At 44.5% G+C, this 21,343-nt stretch carries 19 protein-coding genes; 8 read left to right on the plus strand and 11 right to left on the minus strand.

Annotated features, from left to right (window positions below):
- Positions 1-43: 43 nt before the first annotated feature.
- From FFM64_RS03825 to FFM64_RS03840, 4 genes are all read right to left on the minus strand, one after another.
- Positions 44-1,924, minus strand: a complete 1,881-nt coding sequence (locus tag FFM64_RS03825; RefSeq protein ID WP_171000267.1) for a serine hydrolase — start codon at positions 1,922-1,924, stop codon at positions 44-46.
- A 776-nt stretch (positions 1,925-2,700) separates the two neighbouring features.
- Positions 2,701-3,354, minus strand: a complete 654-nt coding sequence (locus FFM64_RS03830; RefSeq protein WP_137606674.1) for an HD domain-containing protein — start codon at positions 3,352-3,354, stop codon at positions 2,701-2,703.
- A gap of 9 nt (positions 3,355-3,363) precedes the next feature.
- A complete protein-coding gene (locus FFM64_RS03835; protein WP_137606675.1) occupies positions 3,364-4,113 on the minus strand; it encodes a LytR/AlgR family response regulator transcription factor in 750 nt (249 codons plus the stop codon).
- Positions 4,114-4,307: 194 nt separating this feature from the next.
- A complete protein-coding gene (locus FFM64_RS03840) occupies positions 4,308-4,835 on the minus strand; it encodes a DUF1836 domain-containing protein (RefSeq protein ID WP_171000268.1) in 528 nt (175 codons plus the stop codon).
- A 146-nt stretch (positions 4,836-4,981) separates the two neighbouring features.
- Between FFM64_RS03840 and FFM64_RS03845 the strand changes: the two genes are divergently transcribed.
- Positions 4,982-5,329, plus strand: a complete 348-nt coding sequence (locus FFM64_RS03845) for a hypothetical protein (RefSeq protein ID WP_137606676.1) — start codon at positions 4,982-4,984, stop codon at positions 5,327-5,329.
- Positions 5,330-5,423: 94 nt separating this feature from the next.
- On the opposite strand, the gene FFM64_RS03850 is transcribed toward FFM64_RS03845, so the two are convergent.
- From FFM64_RS03850 to FFM64_RS03860, 3 genes are all read right to left on the minus strand, one after another.
- Positions 5,424-7,604, minus strand: a complete 2,181-nt coding sequence (locus FFM64_RS03850) for a mucin-binding protein (RefSeq protein WP_171000269.1) — start codon at positions 7,602-7,604, stop codon at positions 5,424-5,426.
- A 261-nt stretch (positions 7,605-7,865) separates the two neighbouring features.
- On the minus strand, positions 7,866-8,285 hold the full coding sequence (locus tag FFM64_RS03855) for an Hsp20/alpha crystallin family protein (RefSeq protein WP_137606678.1): 420 nt from the start codon (positions 8,283-8,285) through the stop codon (positions 7,866-7,868).
- A gap of 27 nt (positions 8,286-8,312) precedes the next feature.
- Complete coding sequence (locus FFM64_RS03860; protein ID WP_137606679.1) at positions 8,313-8,654, minus strand: hypothetical protein; 342 nt, start codon at positions 8,652-8,654, stop codon at positions 8,313-8,315.
- A gap of 160 nt (positions 8,655-8,814) precedes the next feature.
- Between FFM64_RS03860 and FFM64_RS03865 the strand changes: the two genes are divergently transcribed.
- On the plus strand, positions 8,815-10,188 hold the full coding sequence (locus tag FFM64_RS03865) for a hemolysin family protein (protein ID WP_137606680.1): 1,374 nt from the start codon (positions 8,815-8,817) through the stop codon (positions 10,186-10,188).
- Between the two features lie 165 nt (positions 10,189-10,353).
- A complete protein-coding gene (nrdI, locus tag FFM64_RS03870) occupies positions 10,354-10,827 on the plus strand; it encodes a class Ib ribonucleoside-diphosphate reductase assembly flavoprotein NrdI (protein ID WP_137606681.1) in 474 nt (157 codons plus the stop codon).
- Positions 10,828-11,069: 242 nt separating this feature from the next.
- Here the strand turns inward: nrdI and FFM64_RS03875 are convergent, their stop codons facing one another.
- Both FFM64_RS03875 and FFM64_RS03880 read right to left on the minus strand, forming a co-directional pair.
- Positions 11,070-12,242 carry an MDR family MFS transporter gene (locus tag FFM64_RS03875; RefSeq protein WP_137606682.1) on the minus strand — a complete coding sequence of 391 codons (1,173 nt, stop codon included), beginning with the start codon at positions 12,240-12,242 and terminating at the stop codon, positions 11,070-11,072.
- Positions 12,243-12,261: 19 nt separating this feature from the next.
- Positions 12,262-13,650, minus strand: coding sequence for a class II fumarate hydratase (locus tag FFM64_RS03880; RefSeq protein ID WP_137606683.1), 1,389 nt, complete (start codon positions 13,648-13,650; stop codon positions 12,262-12,264).
- A 207-nt stretch (positions 13,651-13,857) separates the two neighbouring features.
- Between FFM64_RS03880 and FFM64_RS03885 the strand changes: the two genes are divergently transcribed.
- Positions 13,858-14,211, plus strand: coding sequence for a hypothetical protein (locus FFM64_RS03885; protein WP_137606684.1), 354 nt, complete (start codon positions 13,858-13,860; stop codon positions 14,209-14,211).
- Between the two features lie 122 nt (positions 14,212-14,333).
- Positions 14,334-15,812 carry a glucose-6-phosphate dehydrogenase gene (gene zwf, locus FFM64_RS03890; RefSeq protein WP_137606685.1) on the plus strand — a complete coding sequence of 493 codons (1,479 nt, stop codon included), beginning with the start codon at positions 14,334-14,336 and terminating at the stop codon, positions 15,810-15,812.
- Between the two features lie 591 nt (positions 15,813-16,403).
- On the opposite strand, the gene pdxR is transcribed toward zwf, so the two are convergent.
- A complete protein-coding gene (pdxR, locus tag FFM64_RS03895) occupies positions 16,404-17,810 on the minus strand; it encodes a MocR-like pyridoxine biosynthesis transcription factor PdxR (RefSeq protein ID WP_137606686.1) in 1,407 nt (468 codons plus the stop codon).
- A gap of 98 nt (positions 17,811-17,908) precedes the next feature.
- On the opposite strand from pdxR, the gene FFM64_RS03900 reads away from it, so the two are divergent.
- Both FFM64_RS03900 and dapA read left to right on the plus strand, forming a co-directional pair.
- Entirely contained in the window at positions 17,909-19,075 is a 1,167-nt protein-coding gene (locus tag FFM64_RS03900) for an aminotransferase class I/II-fold pyridoxal phosphate-dependent enzyme (RefSeq protein ID WP_137606687.1), read from the plus strand.
- 16 nt (positions 19,076-19,091) lie between these two features.
- A complete protein-coding gene (gene dapA / locus FFM64_RS03905; RefSeq protein ID WP_137606688.1) occupies positions 19,092-19,961 on the plus strand; it encodes a 4-hydroxy-tetrahydrodipicolinate synthase in 870 nt (289 codons plus the stop codon).
- Positions 19,962-20,034: 73 nt separating this feature from the next.
- Here the strand turns inward: dapA and FFM64_RS03910 are convergent, their stop codons facing one another.
- A complete protein-coding gene (locus FFM64_RS03910; RefSeq protein ID WP_137606689.1) occupies positions 20,035-20,673 on the minus strand; it encodes an SDR family oxidoreductase in 639 nt (212 codons plus the stop codon).
- A gap of 148 nt (positions 20,674-20,821) precedes the next feature.
- Between FFM64_RS03910 and FFM64_RS03915 the strand changes: the two genes are divergently transcribed.
- The gene (locus tag FFM64_RS03915; RefSeq protein WP_137606690.1) at positions 20,822-21,343 is read left to right on the plus strand and encodes a GNAT family N-acetyltransferase; all 522 of its coding nucleotides are present in this window, start codon (positions 20,822-20,824) and stop codon (positions 21,341-21,343) included.

Below are 21,343 nucleotides of genomic sequence, written 5' to 3' on the forward strand. Positions count from 1 at the left end.
GCCTTTTTTTAACCAGTCATAATTTGATTAATCAGGCCAACCGTTATTTGACCATTTCTGTATGCGTCGCCTTAGCTAACTTTTCAACTAAGGAGATGCCGGGATTCAAATCTGCATTACCATTCGTATAAATGGCAATCACATACCCTTGTGGATCCTGTTTACTATAGACATGACCGATACTATCCACAATCCAACTATTATCAGCCTCACTTAGCCAACCATTCTTCAACTGATACTTAGAAGCACCGCTTGAAATTCCCCAAGTCTGTTCAGTGCTAACAGTTCCCATCAATTGTTGGACAGTTTGTCGCGATTCTTTTGACAAATAATCTTTTTGATAATAAATCATCCGTAGTAATTTAACTTGATCAGCTGCCGTTGTCTGTGTGTGTCCCCAGTGACCAGCGGCCATATCCTGAGTGTTCGTCATCTTCAAGTTTGAAAATAAGGTGTTCAAGTTTTGATAACCACCTAAACGACTATCAAGTAAAAAGGTGGCCGCGGCATTATCACTATTTTGCATCATGGTTGTCGCATTAGCCATATCGTTATCATCAAACGTCAAATTTCCTTGATCACGTTCATGCAAGACCTGTGTCAAGATACTAACTTTCACCGAACTGGCAGTGTAATATGGCGTTCCGCTGGGATCTTTGCTGTATTGATAAACTTGCTGCGTCTTTGGTGAATAAACCGCAACATCAATTTTTTCACGATGTGGTGCGATGATTGTTTTCCAAGTAGTTTGTAATCGCTGGCCCAATTCAGGTTTTGCATTTACCTTCGCTGACGCTTGCTTTTTAGTTGTCACTTTCGTTGTTTTTACGTTTCTAGGATTAGCGGTGGCCGTTGATTGCTGTACTGAAAATACCCCTGTTACTGCAACTAAACAGCCTACTGCCACGGCCAAGAAGCGCCGCTGTTGTTTGGCACTGGCCCCGACACAGAATCGTTCAAAAAAGGTCAAGCTTAGTGCCCCGCAACCTAATGCGAGTATGGCGGCTACTATAAATTTCATGCTAGTTGTTTTAACTGGCAGCATCATGAAAAATGGCCAGAAAAATAAATAGCTCAGTACACCCCCACGTAAAACTAAATCTGTGCCGGTGATTAGCCCTGCTTCATAAGACTTTTGAATCGTATAAACGATCAGTGCTGAACATAAACTGGCTAGTCCAAAAATGATTAAGCTCAGTCTGAGCCCTTTGAACTGTCCAAGACTGCCAAGTAACACGCCCACCAAGCCAATCAAGAATAGGCCTAAGTGAAAGGAAGTCGCCACAAAGACTTGCCGATGGCGCTGCTTGAAAAACTGCACTGCAATGATCGCCCCAAGTGAAAATGGCAATAAATAAGCGAAATTAATCAAGTCTTTAGCTGCCATCTCATTTTGACTAGCAATAATAACCAAAACAATCAGGCTCACGCCACCCATCACTAGGATGTAACGATTGAAAGCACTGACAAAGTTTGTCGCCTGCTTCGTTGCGAGCCAAGCACCGATTAACCATAGTACTAAAAACAATAGGTAGGTCCAAAATGGCCATAAATGTGCCAACCAACTCGACCGAGCAATTGAACGACCATCCGTCTGCGTCAAATACGCAAACAAACTGGGGGCACCGTTCCCAAAGCTTGGCGTCAAATGATGATTAACACTTAAATCTAGCGGTACCATGATTAGAAATAACCAGAATATTCCCTGTAGAATAAACATGAATTCAGTTCTAATCAACCGAATGACGCCTTTTCCTGTCACCGCTTGGGACATATCAAAAAATTGTTGAGTCAAAAAGAACCCCAACAAACAAAACACTAACGTAAAACTAATTAACTCACCACTAAAATTGCCTCGTAACAGATTAATTAGCACTAATCCAACGGTTACCCCGCCGATGCCTAACCACTTATCACCCTTCAAACCAATACCTTACAACATCCGTTCTCCAACCGAACTTCACCTTCAAAACAAGATGCGCCTTTCAAATATTAATAATATATTAGTAATGTTACCATACAAACCAACTATTCCCAGTTACAGTTTGATGTCAAAATAACTTGACTAAAGGTTGAAAGTTAAAAATTGCTTGGCTACACGATTACCTCAACAATCAGGTATCGTGCAGACTAGTCACTTACTACCGTTTCCGGTTGTTGCTGATAACATGCGGACGAGGGACCGGTCCAAGCCTGAGAAACGTCTTGAACCTCGCCCGGAAGATTTGCTAAAAACGCAAATTTTCCGGGCCGTCCGTGGTGTAAGTCCGGCAAAAGGTACGCCGGTCAAACGCCACCTGCACGTCCGATGCTATCAGCAACAACTTCCGGCTAATCAGTGGTCTTTAAGAGATAAATCAGTTATTTATTGCTTAGCGGAGTCAGTCGAAAGCGGTGTACAGTGTCGGTAAGATTAGTCGGCGTTCTTGGCTGACTAATCTCGCGGGGCAATTCAAAGACGTGTTTTGTCGGCTTGGAACTGAGGCGTCAGACCGTACCTCGGCTGGCACCGCCCCCCGGTTTTGGCTAACGGAGCGCTAAATTTAGGTGAGTCTACTTTAGACGTAGTAGTTACTGGTACTGGGACATTTGGGATGCTTTTGAGTTTTTCAAGCTTTAGATGGCTTGACATTTAAACATAAAAAAAGCAATCGAACTGGCATTATTTGCCAATTTGATTGCTTGATTCGTTGTCCAATTTTAATGATCATCCGCAGCCCATTCGGACTTGAATTGGGCCACAAAATCTCGCATAACTTGTGTGCGTTGATGTGCCAACTGCTGAGCTGTTGGGGTATTCATTAACCCTTCCAACTTAAATAGCTTTTCATAAAAATGATTAATGGCGGTGCCAGGTTCTTGCCGATACTGTGTCTTCGTCATATGCTCGCGTGGCGCGATTGCGGGATCATAAATTTTTTCACCCACATGACCAGAATAATATAAGGCCCGGGCAATCCCAATCGCCCCAATGGCATCAAGTCGGTCCGCATCTTGAACGATTTGACCGGCTAACGTTAACGTCTGGCTGCCCGCTAACGACTTGCTAAATGACATGTGATCAATAATGTCAAAAATAGCGGCCTGATCTGCTGGTGTGAGATGCAGCCCAGTTAATTCGTCGGCCAGGGCTTGATGTGCCTGAATCGGATCAGCCATTAATTTATCATCAATCACATCGTGGAGCCAAGCAGCTGCGACCGTCAAAGGCAAATCAGCCTTTTCAGCCTGCGCCAGCCGCGTCGCTAGTTGGACGACCCGTTCTAAATGATCACTCCCATGTCCACTGTGATCCTGTGCCAATCGCTGTAACGCATAGGCTCGAATCGCCATTAGTTGTGTCTGAGTTATCATCTAATCATCCTATTCCTGAGTTTGATAATACGCTCGTAACTTCTTAATTGTGCCGCGACTAAAGTCCAGTCGATCACCGTTAGTCATGGTAACCCAGCCTTTGCTAAAATCGACCGTTACAATTTTATTGAGGTTAAGGGCGTAACTCTGGAAATCGTTGAAAAAGTGACTCACATGAAGTTGTTCTTTAATCGTACTCAGATTTTTATGCACTAAATACGCCTGATTTTCGGTCACAATTCGTGCGGTTCGCAAACCATGCACTTTTTCACAATACACGATATCCTTCAAATTCAATTTTAATAGTAATGCCCCACTGTGTAAATTCAAAGTTGGTTCCGGCGCATCATTCAAGACTAACAAGCGCTTCTTGATCACTTTTAAAACCGCCCGAACCCGCGGCGTAAACTTTTCTTTATTGAACAAGTTCATCTTCGAAATAAATCCGGTTGGCGTTGTCATTGCGTTTAACGTTTCAGCCATCATGTCGTCGCGAACTGAGACGTAAACAATAAAGCCATCCGGATCGTAATCTCGAATTTTAGTAGCCAGTTCAATGCCATTAGTGGCCGCTTTCAAAACAATATCCAAAAAATAGATGTTCGGTCCACTGGTCCGCTTCACCGCTTGTAGCACATCGTCAGGCTGCCAGACTGGCGCCAACTCATAATTAAAGTTCAAATCATCAAGCTGGGCGGTAATGATATCGGTTAACCAGAGACGCTGTTCCTGCTGATCGTCACTGATAAACACCTTCATAATCAATCACTCTTTCTCATGGTAAACAAGCCTCACTAACATTCAGTGAGGTGAGATATTTACCTGCATTCTGATTCAATTGTTTGCAATCGACTGTAATACTCTTTAATCATACTAAACCCAAATCGTTACGGCAACTAAAAAAAGAGACCCGGCAAAATTTAGTACACTGCCCATGAGTCCCCTATTTCATCTTATTTTTCAATTTGTGTCGGTTGGATTTGTGCCTGATTCAGTCGTAACAACTCATCCGTTCTTAACTTGTCCACAATTAACTGTGCGGCCGCAGTCGTTAGACTCCCACTTAAATCTTGATCCGAAACGCGGGTTGGTTCATCTAAGTGATGTAATCGATCAACTAACGCCTCGATAAAACTGTCATAAGCCCGTTTAGGATACCCAGTGGCCGTGACTTGATCAATGCCCTGCCGAATCATATCTAATGGATAGCTCGGTTTCAACAGACTAATCACAATGATATCCGCCAACTGCATAATCTGATACTTTTTCTTGACCGGCGATAAAATCACCTTATGCTTCACATAATTATTAATCATCGCTGCAGTCACTGGATCGGCACCTAATGGTTGTAACGTCTCGTTAATGAGTAATAAAACTTGATCCATATACAAATCAAAATTAGGTAATTCCGTCCACTTTGGCAAGATGACTTTATTCATCCGATGCCGCCAATCTTCATATGTTTCCGTTGTCATTGCCATGGGTAATCCCTCCTCAACTCGTTACCATCATTATATACAGATTAACTAGTCATGTAAACTAGATTTCCTTGTAAATAGCATTAATAACGGAATATGGTATCATTTAAAGGTCGATTTAAATTTAATAGAAAAAGTGGTGCCAACTAATGTATGAAATGACCAAGAAACATCGTACTGGTGATGATGTCAAAGAACTGATCCCCCAACCCGTTATTGACGGCTTATGGGCTCGACTTAACGAGATGCGTAAGGAAAAATTACTCATCGATGCAAACATGGCAATCATGTTTAGTGATGACTTTGAAGATCACAAAATCTTCTTCATGACTTTACAAAAAGAAGGCAGTTTTGCCAACGAATACGAAATGGCCTATGACGGTCCAAAAGATTTTCTAGGCAAAGGAACCATTGTCATCTTCAAAGACCGGCCTAAAACAATTCAAATGAGTATTTCCGCCGCCAACAAAGCCACCACTGACGATTCCGAAAAATAGTGATTCGTCACCTCAAAAAACGACACAACATGACTTGGAATTATCCAAAATCATGTTGTGTCGTTTTTTTACTTAGTCAACTTCGAAAAAGGACTCAGTGTTGCCGACGACGAATGCCGAAGGCCCCAAGCGCACCTGCTAAACTCAACCCCAACCAAACTAAGCCTGAATTGGCTTGATCATTGGTTTGTGGTAAGCGCGTCGTTGATTTTGTTGCCACCATGGTTAACCCATCGTTAGCTGACAACTGGTCACTGCTAGTTAACTGAGTCGTCTTGGTTTGTTGACCAGCCACTGTTGCATTCGGTTGCCAAGCTAACTGTTTTTCCATGTTCCCAGCATTAAGTGTATCATCCTGAATCGTTGTTTCAGTTGTTGGGCGGACACGATAGATCCAGCTGATCGCCGTATCTTGACCAAATGTCCCGACAGTTGCACGTTGGCCCAAGACGTCATAGCCTCGAATCGACGGGGCGGTCGCAGCAAAGTTACTACCGTAATCCCCCGTCAAAATCGTGTCTGGCATGATTTTTTGACCATTTTCATCAACATGCTGAATCACGACTTTCGAAGTAGTGATTTGATAAATTACCGGTACAGTCCAATCGGTCATTCCACCAGTAACTGTAATCGCAGCAACCTGCTGCTGATTAGCCGTATAGCCAGCCAATGTTGGTGTGTTCACAGCCGTAAATTGCGACTGACCATCAGCGACGATGCGCCAATCGCCATAGGTCACTTCACCGGTAACTCGATCAACCGTCTTTGATCGTTCAAAAGTCACTGACTGCGTAACAGCCTGCCCCGCTTGACGGCCATCGGCAAATTGATAAGTAATGGTCCGTTTAACCGTTTTGGTATCAGTGCTGGTTACAATCGCGTGCTTTACCTTAATCGTGAATTGGCTAGCTAGTCCCAGCATTTCACCGTCACTATCATCTGAAACAATCTGGTAACCGGCGGCTTGTAAAGTTGCTTTTAACTGACTCGTATCGGCCGAACTGCCGTATTTTCCGTTCAAATCACTAGTCTGAATCACTTTACCAGTGATCTGATCAACGACCGTCACTGTGGCTTGAACCTTCGCAGGGACGTACGCGACAGTCATATCCTCAATCTGACCAGCCGTAATCGTCACTGCCGGTACCGCGCTTGTGGCAACATGGCCAGGCACATCTGGCAGGTGATAACTTGGCATTTCGGTTGCCGTATATGTCACTGCCCCCGTCACCAGGTCCGTGTCAGTTGGAACTTGAACCGTTTGAATGACCGGCGCTAAGTTGACACCCGTAAAATTAATTTTGCGTTGAACGGTTTGCGTCCCAGCAACGTGTTTGTGATGTAGAATCACCGTGTAAGTCCCACCGCTGGTCCCAAAAGTTGCTGGTAAATCACTACTACCAACCTCATAATTAGTGGGAACTGTCGGTGCAACTAATTGCCCGTCCGTCACGCCGGTTACTTGCTTACTCGTGACCAAACTATTTTGAGTATCCCCGTCTAAATAATTAATCGTGGCTGTCTGGGAATCAGCCGTGTAAGTCACGTTGCCGACAATATCATCGAGTGATGTCGCAGTCGTCAAAGTCCCGGCATTGGCATCCTGACTGACCGAATAACCAGCCACCTTCGGAATATCATAATCGTCAAAGGCCAACTGATAAGTAGTTACACCCGTCACAACATCTTGAGAGCCTTTCGCCATGATCGACTGTTTGACATCGGGAATCGCTTGTGGGGCACCATTAAAATGAATTATCCGTGCAATCGGTTTGGCTGAAATCACCTTTTTTTCATGGTGTAATGTCCAAGTTATTTGCATTGGACCATCACCGGCAACAACCTTGCCTGGGCCGTCATAACCAAGAGTTGTATAGCCCTCTTGCATATGATTAACTTGCCACATTAAGGTTCCAATCACCGCACCAATCGCCATCTCTTCCGAAGTTACACTGATTACCTTATTGTTGTCATCACCATCCAGAACCGTCGTGGTCACCGTCCGTGTGCCGGTGGTAGCGTCCCGCAACACTGGTGTCACTGAATTGGTCTTGGTCTGGTTAGTTGTGGCTGGCGTGGCAGTAGCAATCGAACTAGTATCAGCCTGTGGTGTTGCTGAGTTATCGGCCTGTCCTTGAACGGCCTGACTGAATGTCACTACTGAAAAAGCTGCGCCCGTCATCACCAGCGCATTGACTAACTTTTTGCCATCCTTGTACAGTTTATAAGATTGTGTTGCTTGCCGTTTGCTTATCTTCCGGTTTTGGCGGTGCATCTTTATCACGTTCCTTTTTATGAAATTATTCTGCAATTACTTTTATCAAAATCAATAAAAAGTATCATACACCATCTCGTCTATTTTGATAAACATATTGAATCATTAAACATGTTTTTATGACATTTTTTATATTAATTTACTTATTTGAGGAGCCGAACTGCTTATCAGCCACCAGCAATCGCTAATTTGGGCAAAAAAAATACCACCAACGACAACTTGTCGTAAGCGGTATTTCGGTTGGTCTATTAGAATTAATGATTATTGAATCGTAATCTTGCCAGCATCATCCGCAACCTTTTTTGGTAAGGTCACGGTGAGTAAGCCATCATTATAGTGTGCCTGAATCTGATCTTTAAGCACGTTCTTAAAACAGAAACGACGCGTTAAATCTTCAGCGGGACGCTCCCGATGTAACATCCGACCATCATCATCACGGTCTGGTGCATCTGTCGGTTGCGCGGCACGAATCGTCAGGCATTCGTCAGCATAGCGTACCGTAATCGCATTCTTATCATAACCGGGTAATTCAGCGGTCACGGTATAATCATCATCATGTTCTACCACATCAGTCTTCATGACCAAGTGGGCGTTCAAAACAGTCGTCACCTCGCGATGTGCCTGTTTGAGCAATGTTACTGGATTGAGGTCGGTAAGCCGACCGAATAAGTGCTGGCGCATGTTCAAGCCCCCTATAACAAATTAGTTTTAGTAAGCCTCTTGGTGGATCGCTGCTGCCAATAATTCCAACGCATGATCACGTGTGCCGACAACATCCATGTTGAAAATAATGGAATCAATGTCGCCACCCTTAAAATCAAACTGTTCGAAATAAATGTATGGATCTTCACCCTCGACCTTTGAGAAAGCGGCTTCAATTTTTTTATCAAACCCTTCGGCCCAATCTTCATCATCCATTTGATTGAAGTCTGTTCTCGTTACATAGCCATTGGCGCGGATTAAATCCATCGCTTTTTTGACATCGCTGTCCTGATAAACCAATTTCTTCGAATCCTCATGAATCTTAGTTTTCTTTTCAACTGGCATCACAAAAGATCTCCCTTAACTTGAGTTACCCTTAGTTTAGCACCATTTCATGAAAACGTTAAACATCTTTCTCTGATTGCAAATTATGGTGACAATCCTTATAATAATAGCTACTCAGCGTTATACTTTAAGTAACTAATTATATGAAATGAGGAATGTTTCTTTGGACAGTGGCCAGATAATATTAAATTTAGTCATTATTGTCATTACGTTCTGCGTCGCCGCTTTTTTCGTGGCCTGTGAATTTGCCTTAGTTCAGACCCGACCAAGCGCCCTCGAAGAAGAACAAAAAAAGCGTGATAAGCCTTCCAAGCGGATTGCGACTTCACTGCACATGGTACAAAATCTTAATGAATACCTCTCAACGACCCAAGTTGGGGTTTCATTAGCCGGAATTATCCTAGGCTGGATTGGTGAACAAACCACAGAACACTTTGTGCTGCAGTTGCTAGATGTTTTTCATCTGTCGATCAGCACATCGATTCTCCGTGGGATTAGTATCGTCCTTGGGGTCTTCATCTTGACATACCTAGAAGTTGTTTTAACTGAAATCGTCCCTAAGAACATTGCGATTGATATGCCACTCAAGGTTATGGCAGTCATTACAACGCCATTACGTTGGTTCCACGTTATCTTCTACCCTTTCGTGTGGCTACTCAATACCTCTTCGACCGGTGTCGTCAAAATGCTCGGGATTCCAGTTGCGAATGAAGACAATGATGTCTACTCTCAAGCAGAAATTTTAAACTTGTCACGAAATGCCGTTTCGGGTGGTCAATTAGACCGCGACGATTATTTGTATATGGAACGTGCTTTTGAATTTAACGATAAGATTGCTAAAGATATCATGATCGACCGGACCCAATTAGTCGTCATTGATATTAACGATACTGTTAAGCAAGCCATTCGTGTCTATCTTCAAAAACGTTTTAGTCGGCTTCCAGTTGTGGCAAATAATGATAAAGATAAGATTTTAGGTTACGTATACAACTACGATTTAATCCGTCAAGGTGAAGTTGACGATGAAATTCGTGTGAACAAAGTCTTACGTAATATCATTACTATCCCAGAAACGACCCCCATTCAAGCCATCCTACAAAAGATGATTGATAAACAAACGCCAATCGTCGTTGTCGTCGATGAATACGGTGGGACTAGCGGGATCGTAACTGATAAAGATATTTACGAAGAACTCTTTGGGACCGTCAATGATGAAATTGACAATGTTTCAACCGAATACATTGAAAAACAAGCCAATGGTAACTTCAGAATCAGCGGTAAAATGACCCTTTACGATTTCGAACGTTTCTTCAAGACCGATCTGCAAGAATTTGAAGATTCCGATGTGGTTACCTTAACCGGCTACATTCTGGATAACTTTCCGAAGATTCAAGCCGGCGATACCGTTCAAATTGCGGACTTCGACTTTAAGGCCTTAGACTTCGAAAATGCGTACATCAACTGGTTTGAAGTCAGTCGTCGTGAGACGCCTATACTTGCTAAAACCGATGATGACCAAGATAACTCAGAAAAATAACGGTTAGATTGAGCCCTAGTCAATATTGACTAGGACTCATTTTTTAACTAAAACAATGATTACTTCGGTTATTAAGCACAAAAAATAATTCGTTATTTGTTTGCAAAACACCTACTCACAGCGTAAACTTAACGTACAAATTGAGACAGAAATGAGGAACCAGTCGTGAGTGAACCCAACATCAATATTATCTACATTTCGATTGAAGGTAACACCCGCTCCTTTGTCACTGGCATGCAGGACTATGCCAAGACGCAGCACGCAGCGGATGAAACGAACCCTTTGATCACTTTAAAAGAAATTACGGAACAATCTGACTTCGCAATTGAAACTAAGCCCTACTTTGCCTTCGTTCCCACTTACTTGAACGGCGGCAATGGTATCGATAACGGTGTGACCGAATTGATGACTAATGTGCTTGGCGAGTACTTGAATTACGATCAAAATCCCAGCCTTTGTTTAGGCGTTGTAGGTAGTGGCAATCGGAACTTCAATGACCAATATTGCTTAACTGCTCGCCGTTACGCGGAACAATTAGACACCGACTTCATTGCCGATTATGAACTACGCGGGACTTCTGTTGATACAGAACGTATCTACAATGTCATGAAAGAACGCTTGGCTGCATTAACCAACTAACTTTGAAAACGAGCGCTAGTCGCTCGTTTTTTTGTGCTCAATTTGTCCGCCTACCGGTTGGGGACTAAAACCGGAAGCGGCAATAATCGACTAATCTCCACCGCCTGACTAATGTAACCAGTGACCAAATTCTAGAAACTAGGAATCATGGACTTAGCTGGCGATTGTCCCAAATACCATTCTTTACAGCCGACTAAAAAACGTTTTGAAACTGTCTCTACAGACAACTTCAAAACGTTTCACTAACCATTTAATAATTTTTCATGCTGAGCACGAATCAAAACAATGCCAAGTGTGACGAGCATCATCGCCGTCACAACTATGAATAGCACCGAATATGAAGACTGTGCAACCATCATTCCACCAAATAGTGGTCCGACCGCACGGCCCATCGAAAGCGCCATGTTGAACCGGCCTTGATATTTACCACGCTGTTCTGGCGCCGCCATATCATCGACCCAGGCCGGCACAATTGGTAAGCCAATTACCTCACCGATCGTTAACACAACCATGATAATAATAAAATCAACATATTGACGGGCAAAAACTAAGCCCAAGAAGGACAAGGCAAATAACGTAATGCCAAAGGCGACCTGTGAACCAATTTTAAAGCGTTCATTGAACAAGGTGACCACTGGTTGACTCAAAATAATTAATAGCCCGTTAACTGTCCAAACTTCGCTGTACCGTCGAAACGGAATGCCTAAATTCGTCATGTGCACAGACAGCAGGCTTTCCCACAATGCGTAACTCAAGTAAATGGTAAAAATCATTAGACAAATGAGCCAAATTAATTGGCGTTTACGTTTGGAAGTGTTGTCGACCGTGACTGATTTGGCTGTGGTCGCCGCCGATTTGCCGGCAGTCACACCCACGTTGAAAGTTGCGAGGACAATGACGAACAGTCCCACATAACAAACGGTCGTTACCATAAAGACCACACTAATGCCTAAATCAAGCAAATAACCCACTAACAAGGTCCCAATGACGACCCCAACGTTCAATGCCAAATAGAGCATATTGAACACGTAGCGATTGGACTTAGTTGTAACCGCGGCAGCATAAGCATTCACGACTGTCATGCTAATTCCGTCACCGAAACCGACAATAATCAACCCAGCGGCATACGGAATTAAACTGTGCCAAAAAATCAACGTCGCCAGCGTAATTGTTGAGATTGTAACACCAAGAATCGCCGTCCAGTATGGCTTCCAATGGTCGAATAAACGACCACCGACATAATTGCCAAAAATCATTGCAAGTGACATGCAAAACAACACAGTCCCCGAAAACGTCAATGTTTGCTTCAAATAATTATGCATGTAGACCATCGTTAGCGGCCACATGAACGCGGCACCGGCATTATTGAGCAGGTTTGCTAACAATAACCACCGTAACCGAACTTCCTTTTGCATTAACTTCACCTAAATTTTTCTAGTCTTGCCGTTCAATATTCGTCATCTTTAACGGGTCGACCCAATTATCAAACTCGGTTCCACTGACGTAACCACTCTTAAGAGCAGCAGTCCGTAGCGTACTGCCATCTTTTTCAGCCAGTTGAGCAATTTCAGCCGCATGGTGATAGCCAATATGGGGCGACAACGCTGTGACCGTCATCAGTGACTGGTCCACTAACTCACGCATTCGATCCTTATTGACCGTCAAACCGGCAACCAACTTGGTTGTAAAGCCATCAATCGTCCCACTTAACAACGTGGTTGATTCCAAGAAAGCATCAACCATGACTGGTTTATAAACATTCATTTCAAAATTACCTTGGCTCGCCGCAAAGCCAATGGTTGTATCATTACCCATTACTCGAGCAGCCGCCATCGTTAAGGCTTCGACCTGTGTGGGATTAACTTTACCCGGCATGATTGATGAGCCCGGTTCATTGGCTGGAATCGTCAATTCACCATAACCAGCCCGCGGTCCGCTGGCTAAGAACCGAATATCATTGCCAATTTTCACTAAATCCATCGCCAACGTCTTCAACGCACCATGGACAACCGTTAGCCCAGAATGGGCAGCTAACCCCGCAAAGTTATTCTCAGCTGGCACAAACGCAAGCTGATAAGCCGCAGCCAACTGCGCAATGGCCTTTTTGGCAAAGTCTGGCTGAGTATTTAAACCAGTTCCTACCGCCGTGCCGCCAAGTGGTAATTCCAATAAAGTCGGTGCCAATTGTTCTAAGTACTCACGGTCATGACGCAACATGCTGATCCAGCCGCTCACTTCTTGACCAAACGTTAATGGCGTCGCATCTTGCAAATGGGTGCGACCAATCTTAACCGTACGCCAATAGGTCTTTTCCTTGGCGGTTAGCGCCTCGATCAACGCTTGTGTTTGAGCCATCACTGGTTTCAGTGCCAATGAGGCCGCAATGTTCATGGCCGTTGGGAAAGTGTCATTCGAACTCTGCGATTGATTTATATCATCATTGGGTGATACTGGCGTCTCCGCATCAATCTTAGCGGCTACATGGGCCAAAACTTCATTAACATTCATATTTGTTTGCGTACCAGACCCGGTCTGATAGACATGCAGTGGAAAATCCGCCATCAACTGGTCATCATCTAAAGCCAACAATTGACGCACAGCCTGACTGATTACAACCGATTTAGCCGGCGATAGCGTTTCAAGCTCTTGATTAACCTCAGCCGCAGCCTGCTTAATTTGTAAAAGCGCACGAATTACAGCAACTGGCATCAACGGTCCATTTGGAAAATTGTGGCGGCTGCGTTCAGTTTGCGCCCCCCATAGTGCTGTTGCTGGAATCTTCACGGAACCAATCGTATCTGCTTCTTCACGAAAAGTTGTCATCATCAAATCCTCCTCGACTCTGATTACATTATTTCTTAGTATACTCCGACCAACCCAACCGGCCTAGCAAAGCGGCCAAAATAACCGGCACTGTCTTAAAAAATAATCATTTTCATAAACCAAATGTCGACATGCTCGCGTGATGATTGCTATAATAAATTTAAGCGCTATCGAACAGCGCTAATTTAATGAATGGCGAGGTGCGCAATGGCAGCAACGAGTTTTGGTTTAGCACCAGGCTTTTTGGTCATTTTGCTTATCTGGATCTATCAACGGGTGCGGATGCCCAAGATGCGCTCATTAGCCGGCTACATGTCACGTCGCGCCATCAAAAACGATGAAACCTGGCAATACGCCCAACATGTTTATACCCTATTTGGGATGGAATTGTTCACGATTTTATTGATTGGTGCCGTTTGGGGCGGTCTATTTAACGTTCGCTGGTTGCAAAGCATTAATTTGCAAGCGATGGGGCTGGCCGTTGCCTTAATTTTACAAAATGTCGCCACTGAACGTGAATTACGACATCAGTTTCCCACAGACAGGTCTGCCAAACACTAAACAGTGCGTTATGATTGACCACTGCTGGGAAATGCTTAATATTAGTCATGGTAGCTTTTACAATTTTGACTTAAATTCTAACAAAACACCGTATTCTATATTCTAGTAAAGAAGTGAATTTGATGAGTAAAGAAAAAATCGCCTTGTTCACCATTTTTGGTGGCACCGGAGACTTAGCCCAACGTAAGCTCTACCCTTCATTGTTTAAACTTTATCAAAAAGGGTATTTGCAAGACCATTTTGCCGTTATTGGGACTGCTCGGCGGCCTTGGACCGACGAGCATTATCACGAAATCATAACCGATTCATTGGCAAGCTTAGATGCCGATGCTGAAAAGGTTAAAGCATTCGCGAGCCATTTCTATTACCAATCCCATGATGTCACAGATGCCCAACACTATGTCACCTTAAAACGGTTGTCAGAAACGTTGGATGCCCAATACGGCTTACAAGGTAATCGGATTTTCTACCTTGCCATGGCACCAAACTTTTTTGGCACGATTGCGCAACATTTAAAATCAGAAAATATCTTGACCAACAATGGCTTCAACCGTGTTATTATTGAAAAACCATTTGGTCACGATTTCGAAAGTGCCAAAGTTCTGAATGATGAGCTCACCGCTACTTTTGATGAAAATCAAGTTTATCGGATTGATCACTATTTGGGTAAAGAAATGATTCAAAACATTTCTGCCATTCGTTTTGGCAATAACATTTGGGAATTCTTGTGGAACAACCGCTACATCTCAAATGTACAAATTACACTGAGTGAAAAACTCGGCGTTGAAGAACGCGCGGTTTACTATGACAATAGTGGTGCCTTGCGAGACATGGTTCAAAATCACATCTTGCAAATTCTCAGCCTATTGACCATGGATCAACCAGTTGAGTTCACCGAAAATGACATTAACATCGAAAAAGTAAAAGCTTTGCGGAGTCTCCGTCCCTATACGCCAGCCGAAGTTGCGGACAACTTTGTTCGTGGCCAATACGCGGCCGACGGTGATATTAAAGACTATCGTTCAGAGGATAAGATTTCCCCTGATTCAAATACAGATACCTTCGTTGCTGGTAAAGTAATGATTGATAATTTCCGCTGGTCAGGCGTACCTTTCTACGTGCGGACTGGGAAACGTTTAGCCGATAAATTTACGCGGATCGACGTCGTCTTTAAGCGACCAATCGTAAACATTTTCAATCATGATAATAATGCTTCCGATTCAACCAACGAATTGGCCCCCAACGTTTTAACAATTAACGTTGAACCAACGGAAGGCTTTGAACTCCGCATGAATGCTAAATGTGTTGGTCAAGGCTTTGCCACCACCCCAATTCAATTGGACTACGATCATGATTCCGAAGCAACGGCTAATAGCCCCGAAGCCTATGAACGGCTCTTGCATGATGCGCTAAATGGTGATGCCACCAACTTTACGCACTGGCAAGAAGTTGCTTATTCATGGAAGTTCGTAGATGTCATCCAGAAGTATTGGGATGAACACACCCCCGACTTTCCTAACTATCGCCCAGGAACGATGGGACCAGCCGCTTCAGACGAGTTATTGAAACGTGATGGTAATGAATGGGTTTATAAAGAATAAATAATTAAGTTAATTAAAAGAGTCAACCAGCATTTTGGGCCGGTTGACTCTTTTTTAACTAAAGGTTGCAAGTTAACAATTGCCAGTCTGCGACACTATGTCAATAATCAAGTGGTGAAAGCTAGTCGATGACTGCCGCTTCCGGTTGCTGCTGATAAACATGCGAACGAGGGACCGATTCAAGCCTGAGAAACGTCTTGCCCCTCTCCCGAAAGCTTTGCCAAGAGCGCAACTCTCCCGGACCGTCCGTGGGTAAAAAGCGCCCGTCAAACGTCACCTGCACGTCCGACGCTATCAGCAACAACCTCCAGCTAATCAGTGATTTTTAAGAGATAAATCAGTTATCTATGCTTAGCGGAGTCAGTCAAAATCGGTGTGCAGTGTCGGTAAGATTAGTCGGCGTGTTCTTAGCTGACTAATCTTACCGGGCAATTCAAAGACGTGTTTTATCGGCTTTGAATTGAGGTGCCAGACCGTACTGTGGCTGGCTCCGTCCCCCCACAGCATACCGATTTTGACTGACGGAGCGCTGAAATTGACAAGTCTACTTTAGATGCGACAGTTACTAATCCTGATATAGTTGTGAGACTCTCAGCCTTTAGTTTTTAAGTGTCTTTCATCCGTTTGAGCAACGAGCTGTTCACAGGTCGTCACTAAGATTGGAATTGCGACCTTCAGCTCAGCCAAGCTTAAGGCCGTAAACCCGAGTAAATAATAATCTTGCGTCGGCATTCCTGCCCAATTAGATGCTAACGGATAAATTCGAATTGATTGTTTAGCCAAAGCCGCCATCAAATCAGCTTGCTTAACCTGAGGAACCCGAATGACCAAGTGTAACCCTGCCCCAGTCAAAATCGGCTGAATGGCGGTCGTTTTCGTCAATAGTTTTGAGAGTAATTGGTACTTTTGCCGATTCAACGACCGACTCCGACTCAGATGGCGGTAATACGCGCCACTTTCAAAATAGTTAACCATCGCCTGCTGCACTAGCCCCGCCACCATCGCCGAACGATACTGATACTGCTGATGGTAGGTCGCCAGTAACCAATCTGGTAAAACCACATACCCCATCCGAGAAGTCGGATCGATTCCCTTCGCAAAAGTCACTAAATAAGCGACTTGATCCGCAGTCGCTAACGACTGTAACGCTGGCAGGGGGTGCGCATCGTAACGATATTCACTATCATAATCATCTTCAACAATTAGACACTGCTTTTCAGCCGCCCATTGTAGTAATTCCAAGCGTTGTGCGATCGGCAAGCCATATCCGAGCGGAAACTGGTGGGCCGGCGTTGTATACACTACTTGGGGTTGCTCCTGCTTAAGCACCGTCAAGTCTAACCCCATCGATGTCACCGGAATCCGGACTGTTTGCTGGTCATAACCAGCTGCCAGTGCCGTTAACCCCCGGTAGCCAGGATTTTCAATCCCGACTTTTCCAGCTGGCAATAAACTCAGTACTAATTCTAATCCCGATTTGGGACCGTTCGTGATCACAATCTGATCCGCGCGACACTGAACACCGCGTGTCTGTCGCAAAAAGGTCACTAACTGTTGGCGCAACTTGATCAGTCCCTGCGCATTCGGATACAGTGCCGTCGGCTGTTCTTCTGTCTGACGTAACGCCGCACGCACAGCTTTTTTCCAGCCGTTCCAACTTGGTGTCAAAAGTTCAGTAACGCCATAACGAAAATCATATGCCATCGGTTCAGCCGTAGTTACCGTCACAACTGGTACACTGACACGTTTATGTTGCTTTGGCCAATGTTGCAAATCATTAAAATAATAACCGCTACCCGGAATCGTATAAACATAACCTTCCGCGATCAATTGGTCGTAAGCTTGCTCAACAGTCGTTTTTGAAACATGCAAATTTTGAGCTTGTTTTCGAATCGACCATAATTTCTGATTTGCGGATTTCTGCGGCTCATAACTCTCGCGCAAAAGCCGGTATAATTGTAAATAGAGCGGTGTGTCCGTCTGACGATCCAAAGGCATGTTAAAACTGTCCTTTCATTTTTGACAAAACTGTCACTTTTAATCAAGTCAATTATTGCCTATTATAAACATTAATCATGATGAGAGGAAGTTTTAAGATGACTGATACCAATCAAATTATCAAAAAAATTCAAGTTTCCGGAATCCGGCGCTTCGATGAGGCAATCGGTGATATTCCAAATATTATCAAGTTAACGGTCGGCGAACCCGACTTACCAACACCGGAACATATCAAAAAAGCAGGTATTCAAGCGATTCAACATGATTACAGCCACTATTCCCCATTAATGGGCTTCCAAAAATTGCAAGCCGCCGCAAGTCATTATTTCAATCAAAAATACGGTTTGACCTATGCCCCTAGTGAAATTATTGCCACTGTCGGCGCAACTGAAGCCGTGGCAACCGCGTTAATCACGCTCTTAAACCCGGGTGACAGTGTCTTATTACCAACACCCAGTTACACGAGCTATGCGCCAGTCATTGCAATGGCTCACGCCAATGTGATTCCCATTGACACCACACAATCCGGCTACAAACTGACTCCTGAAAATCTACTAGCGGCAATCCAAGCCAATGCTGACAATTCGTTGAAAGCCATCATCTTAAACTATCCAACCAATCCAACCGGTGTCACTTACTCGCGAGCTGAACTCACAGCCCTAGTTGCTGTCATTCGACAAGCCGGTTTGATCGTGATAAGTGACGAGATTTACAGTGAGATCACTTATGATCAACCCCACACAGCACTAGGGACCCTATACCCTGAAAAAACCATTACAATCAATGGTCTATCAAAATCTCACGCCATGACGGGCTGGCGCCTCGGGCTAATCATGGCGCCACAAGCATTTATTAGTGAGATGAAGAAGACACACCAATACCTTGTGACTTCGACTAGTTCCATCAGCCAAGTAGCCGGTATTGAGGCACTTACCAATGGCCTCGATGACGGCCCCCAGATGCGCGCCATTTATCAAAAGCGCCGCGACTATTTGGTCGCCCGTTTGAGTGAAATTGGGATTAATTATGTCTATCCGAGCGGTGCCTTTTACTTATTTGCCCAGGTTCCAGCTAGCTTCCAAGGGACAAGTTGGGACTTTGCCACTCAGTTGGCACAACAAGCCCAAGTCGCGGTCATCCCCGGCTCGGCCTTTGGTGCAACTGGTGAAGGCTGGTTTAGAATCAGCTACGCGGCCAGCCAAACCGCACTGCGAGAAAGTATGAACCGCTTGGCAACCTGGCTCACTAACTTTGAACAACACTAATTTGGAGGGATTTAAGATGAACTTTACACATGCGACAATTATGACTGCGATGGTCACCCCGTTTGATAACCAAGGAAAGGTCGATAATGACCGCCTAGCTCAGTTAATCGATTACCTGCTTGCCCACCACACTGAAGGCATTTTGGTTGGTGGTACGACCGGCGAAGGCCCAACCTTGACCGATGATGAAAAAATTGCGCTATTTCGAGAGACTGCCGCACTCGTTCGTGGCCGCGTCCCGATCATGGCAAATACTGGTACGAACAATACTGCGGCGACAATTGCTTTCACTCGGCGTGTCAGTCAAATCGTTGGCATTGACGCAGCCCTTGTCGTTGTCCCACCGTACAACAAACCAGACCAAGCTGGGATGATTGCACACTTCACGGCCATCGCTGAGCGTGGCGGCCTGCCAATTATGATTTATAATATTCCTGGTCGCGTCGTCGTGAAGATGAGTGTTGAGACTGTTTTAACACTAGCAAAACAACCGAATATTATCGGCGTCAAGCAATGTACGTCCTTGGAAGAATTAGCCGCCATCGTTGAACACGCGCCGGCTAACTTCAACGTTTATACTGGTGAAGATTCACAAGCCTTGACCGCCAAAATTTTAGGGGCTCAAGGGGTTATTTCTGTTGCCAGCCATGTCTTTGGTAATGAACTAGCCGCGATGTACAACCAGCTTGATCAAGGAAACTGGCCAGCCGCCGGACGATTGCAACGCCAATTAATGCCCAAGATGGCCGCCTTATTTAGTGCTCCTTCACCGGCACCAGTAAAAGCCGCCTTGAACCAACGCCAAATTTCAGTTGGCTCACCACGCTTACCAATCCTACCGTTAACATCAGCACAACAAAAACAGCTCATGGCCCAACTCGCTTAAATATGATACTTATCCCAATGTCACAAACTTCGCAAAAAAATTCCTAACCCGTCATAGGTTAGGAATTTTTGAGTTAGGCTTCAATAGCATCTTTGATCGCTGTCTCGCCATTAATCAACGCGATTGTTTTACCGATTGTTCGGGGTGTACCTAAAGCTTTCACGGCAAAGGTCGCAACATCATCACGTGTAATCTCGCCGCCAACCTCAGGATTAACAGTGACTTTACCAGTCCCCGCATCATTCACCAGCGTCCCTGGTTGTAAAATCGTGTAATCCAATTGCGTCCGAGTCTTTAGCCATTCGTCCGCATAATACTTGGCAACGTAGTACGGTTTCAATGAATTGGGCCACTTAGCCCGATCCGCCGTAAATTCCGCACTAACAATCTCGTAGCGTTTAACTTGCGCTAACTCGGCTGCTTGCATGGTTTTAACCGCCCCATCAAGGTCAATCATGAGGGTCATATCATAACCAGTTTGACCGCCGGAACCCGCAGCAAACACAATCGCATCCATCCCTTTAAAGGCTTCCGCTAATTCGGCTGGTTGTTCAAGCAAGTTAAAGCTAACTGGCTGTGCACCAGCATCTTCAAAGGCCTCCGCTTGTTCTGGATGACGAATTCCAGCATAGACTTGATCACCTTGTGCGACCAACTTTGACACAATTTTCTTACCAATTTGGCCATGCGCACCAATTACGAATACTTTCATCTGCGTCACTCCCAGTGTTTAATAAGTCTTATTATAAAGCTAAACCAAACAGAATTAATACTAATCTGCTTTCCAATTTGTCACACTTCAATAACAGTCCTATAATAATTAACATTAATTTGTTTATTTTAAGAGAGAAGGATTTCTAATGACAAAATACGTCCGTCAAGCAGCCGCCGCTGACCTACCAGCAATGCTGGCAATTATCGAACAAGGTCGTGAAGCATTGGCTGCCGACCACATTCCTCAATGGCAAGGGACTTATCCACTAGCCAGCGACTTACAAGCAGATATTGACGCAAATCGGGCCTGGTTACTGCTGGTTGATGGTCAGATTGCTGGCACTGCCGCCCTGTTAACAACACCGGACCCTAATTATCACCAAATTTATCAGGGTAACTGGGCCGGCGAACCCGACGCCAGTTATACTTCAATTCATCGAATTGCAATTGCTAGTGGTTATCATGGACAACACCTAGCGGACACCTATTTCAGCAATTTGATGACGCTGAGCTATGACGCAGGCTTTCGCCAAATTAGAGTCGATACCCACGCGCTGAACCAACGCATGCAGCATATTATTACTAAGGCTGGCTTCGACTATCGCGGCATTGTCTACATGGCTAATGATGCCACCGATCAACGTAACGCCTACCAAATCATGTTATAA

Origin of the sequence: Lactiplantibacillus daoliensis (assembly GCF_005405005.1) — a bacterium.
In the GTDB taxonomy this organism is placed as follows: Bacteria; Bacillota; Bacilli; order Lactobacillales; family Lactobacillaceae; genus Lactiplantibacillus; species Lactiplantibacillus daoliensis.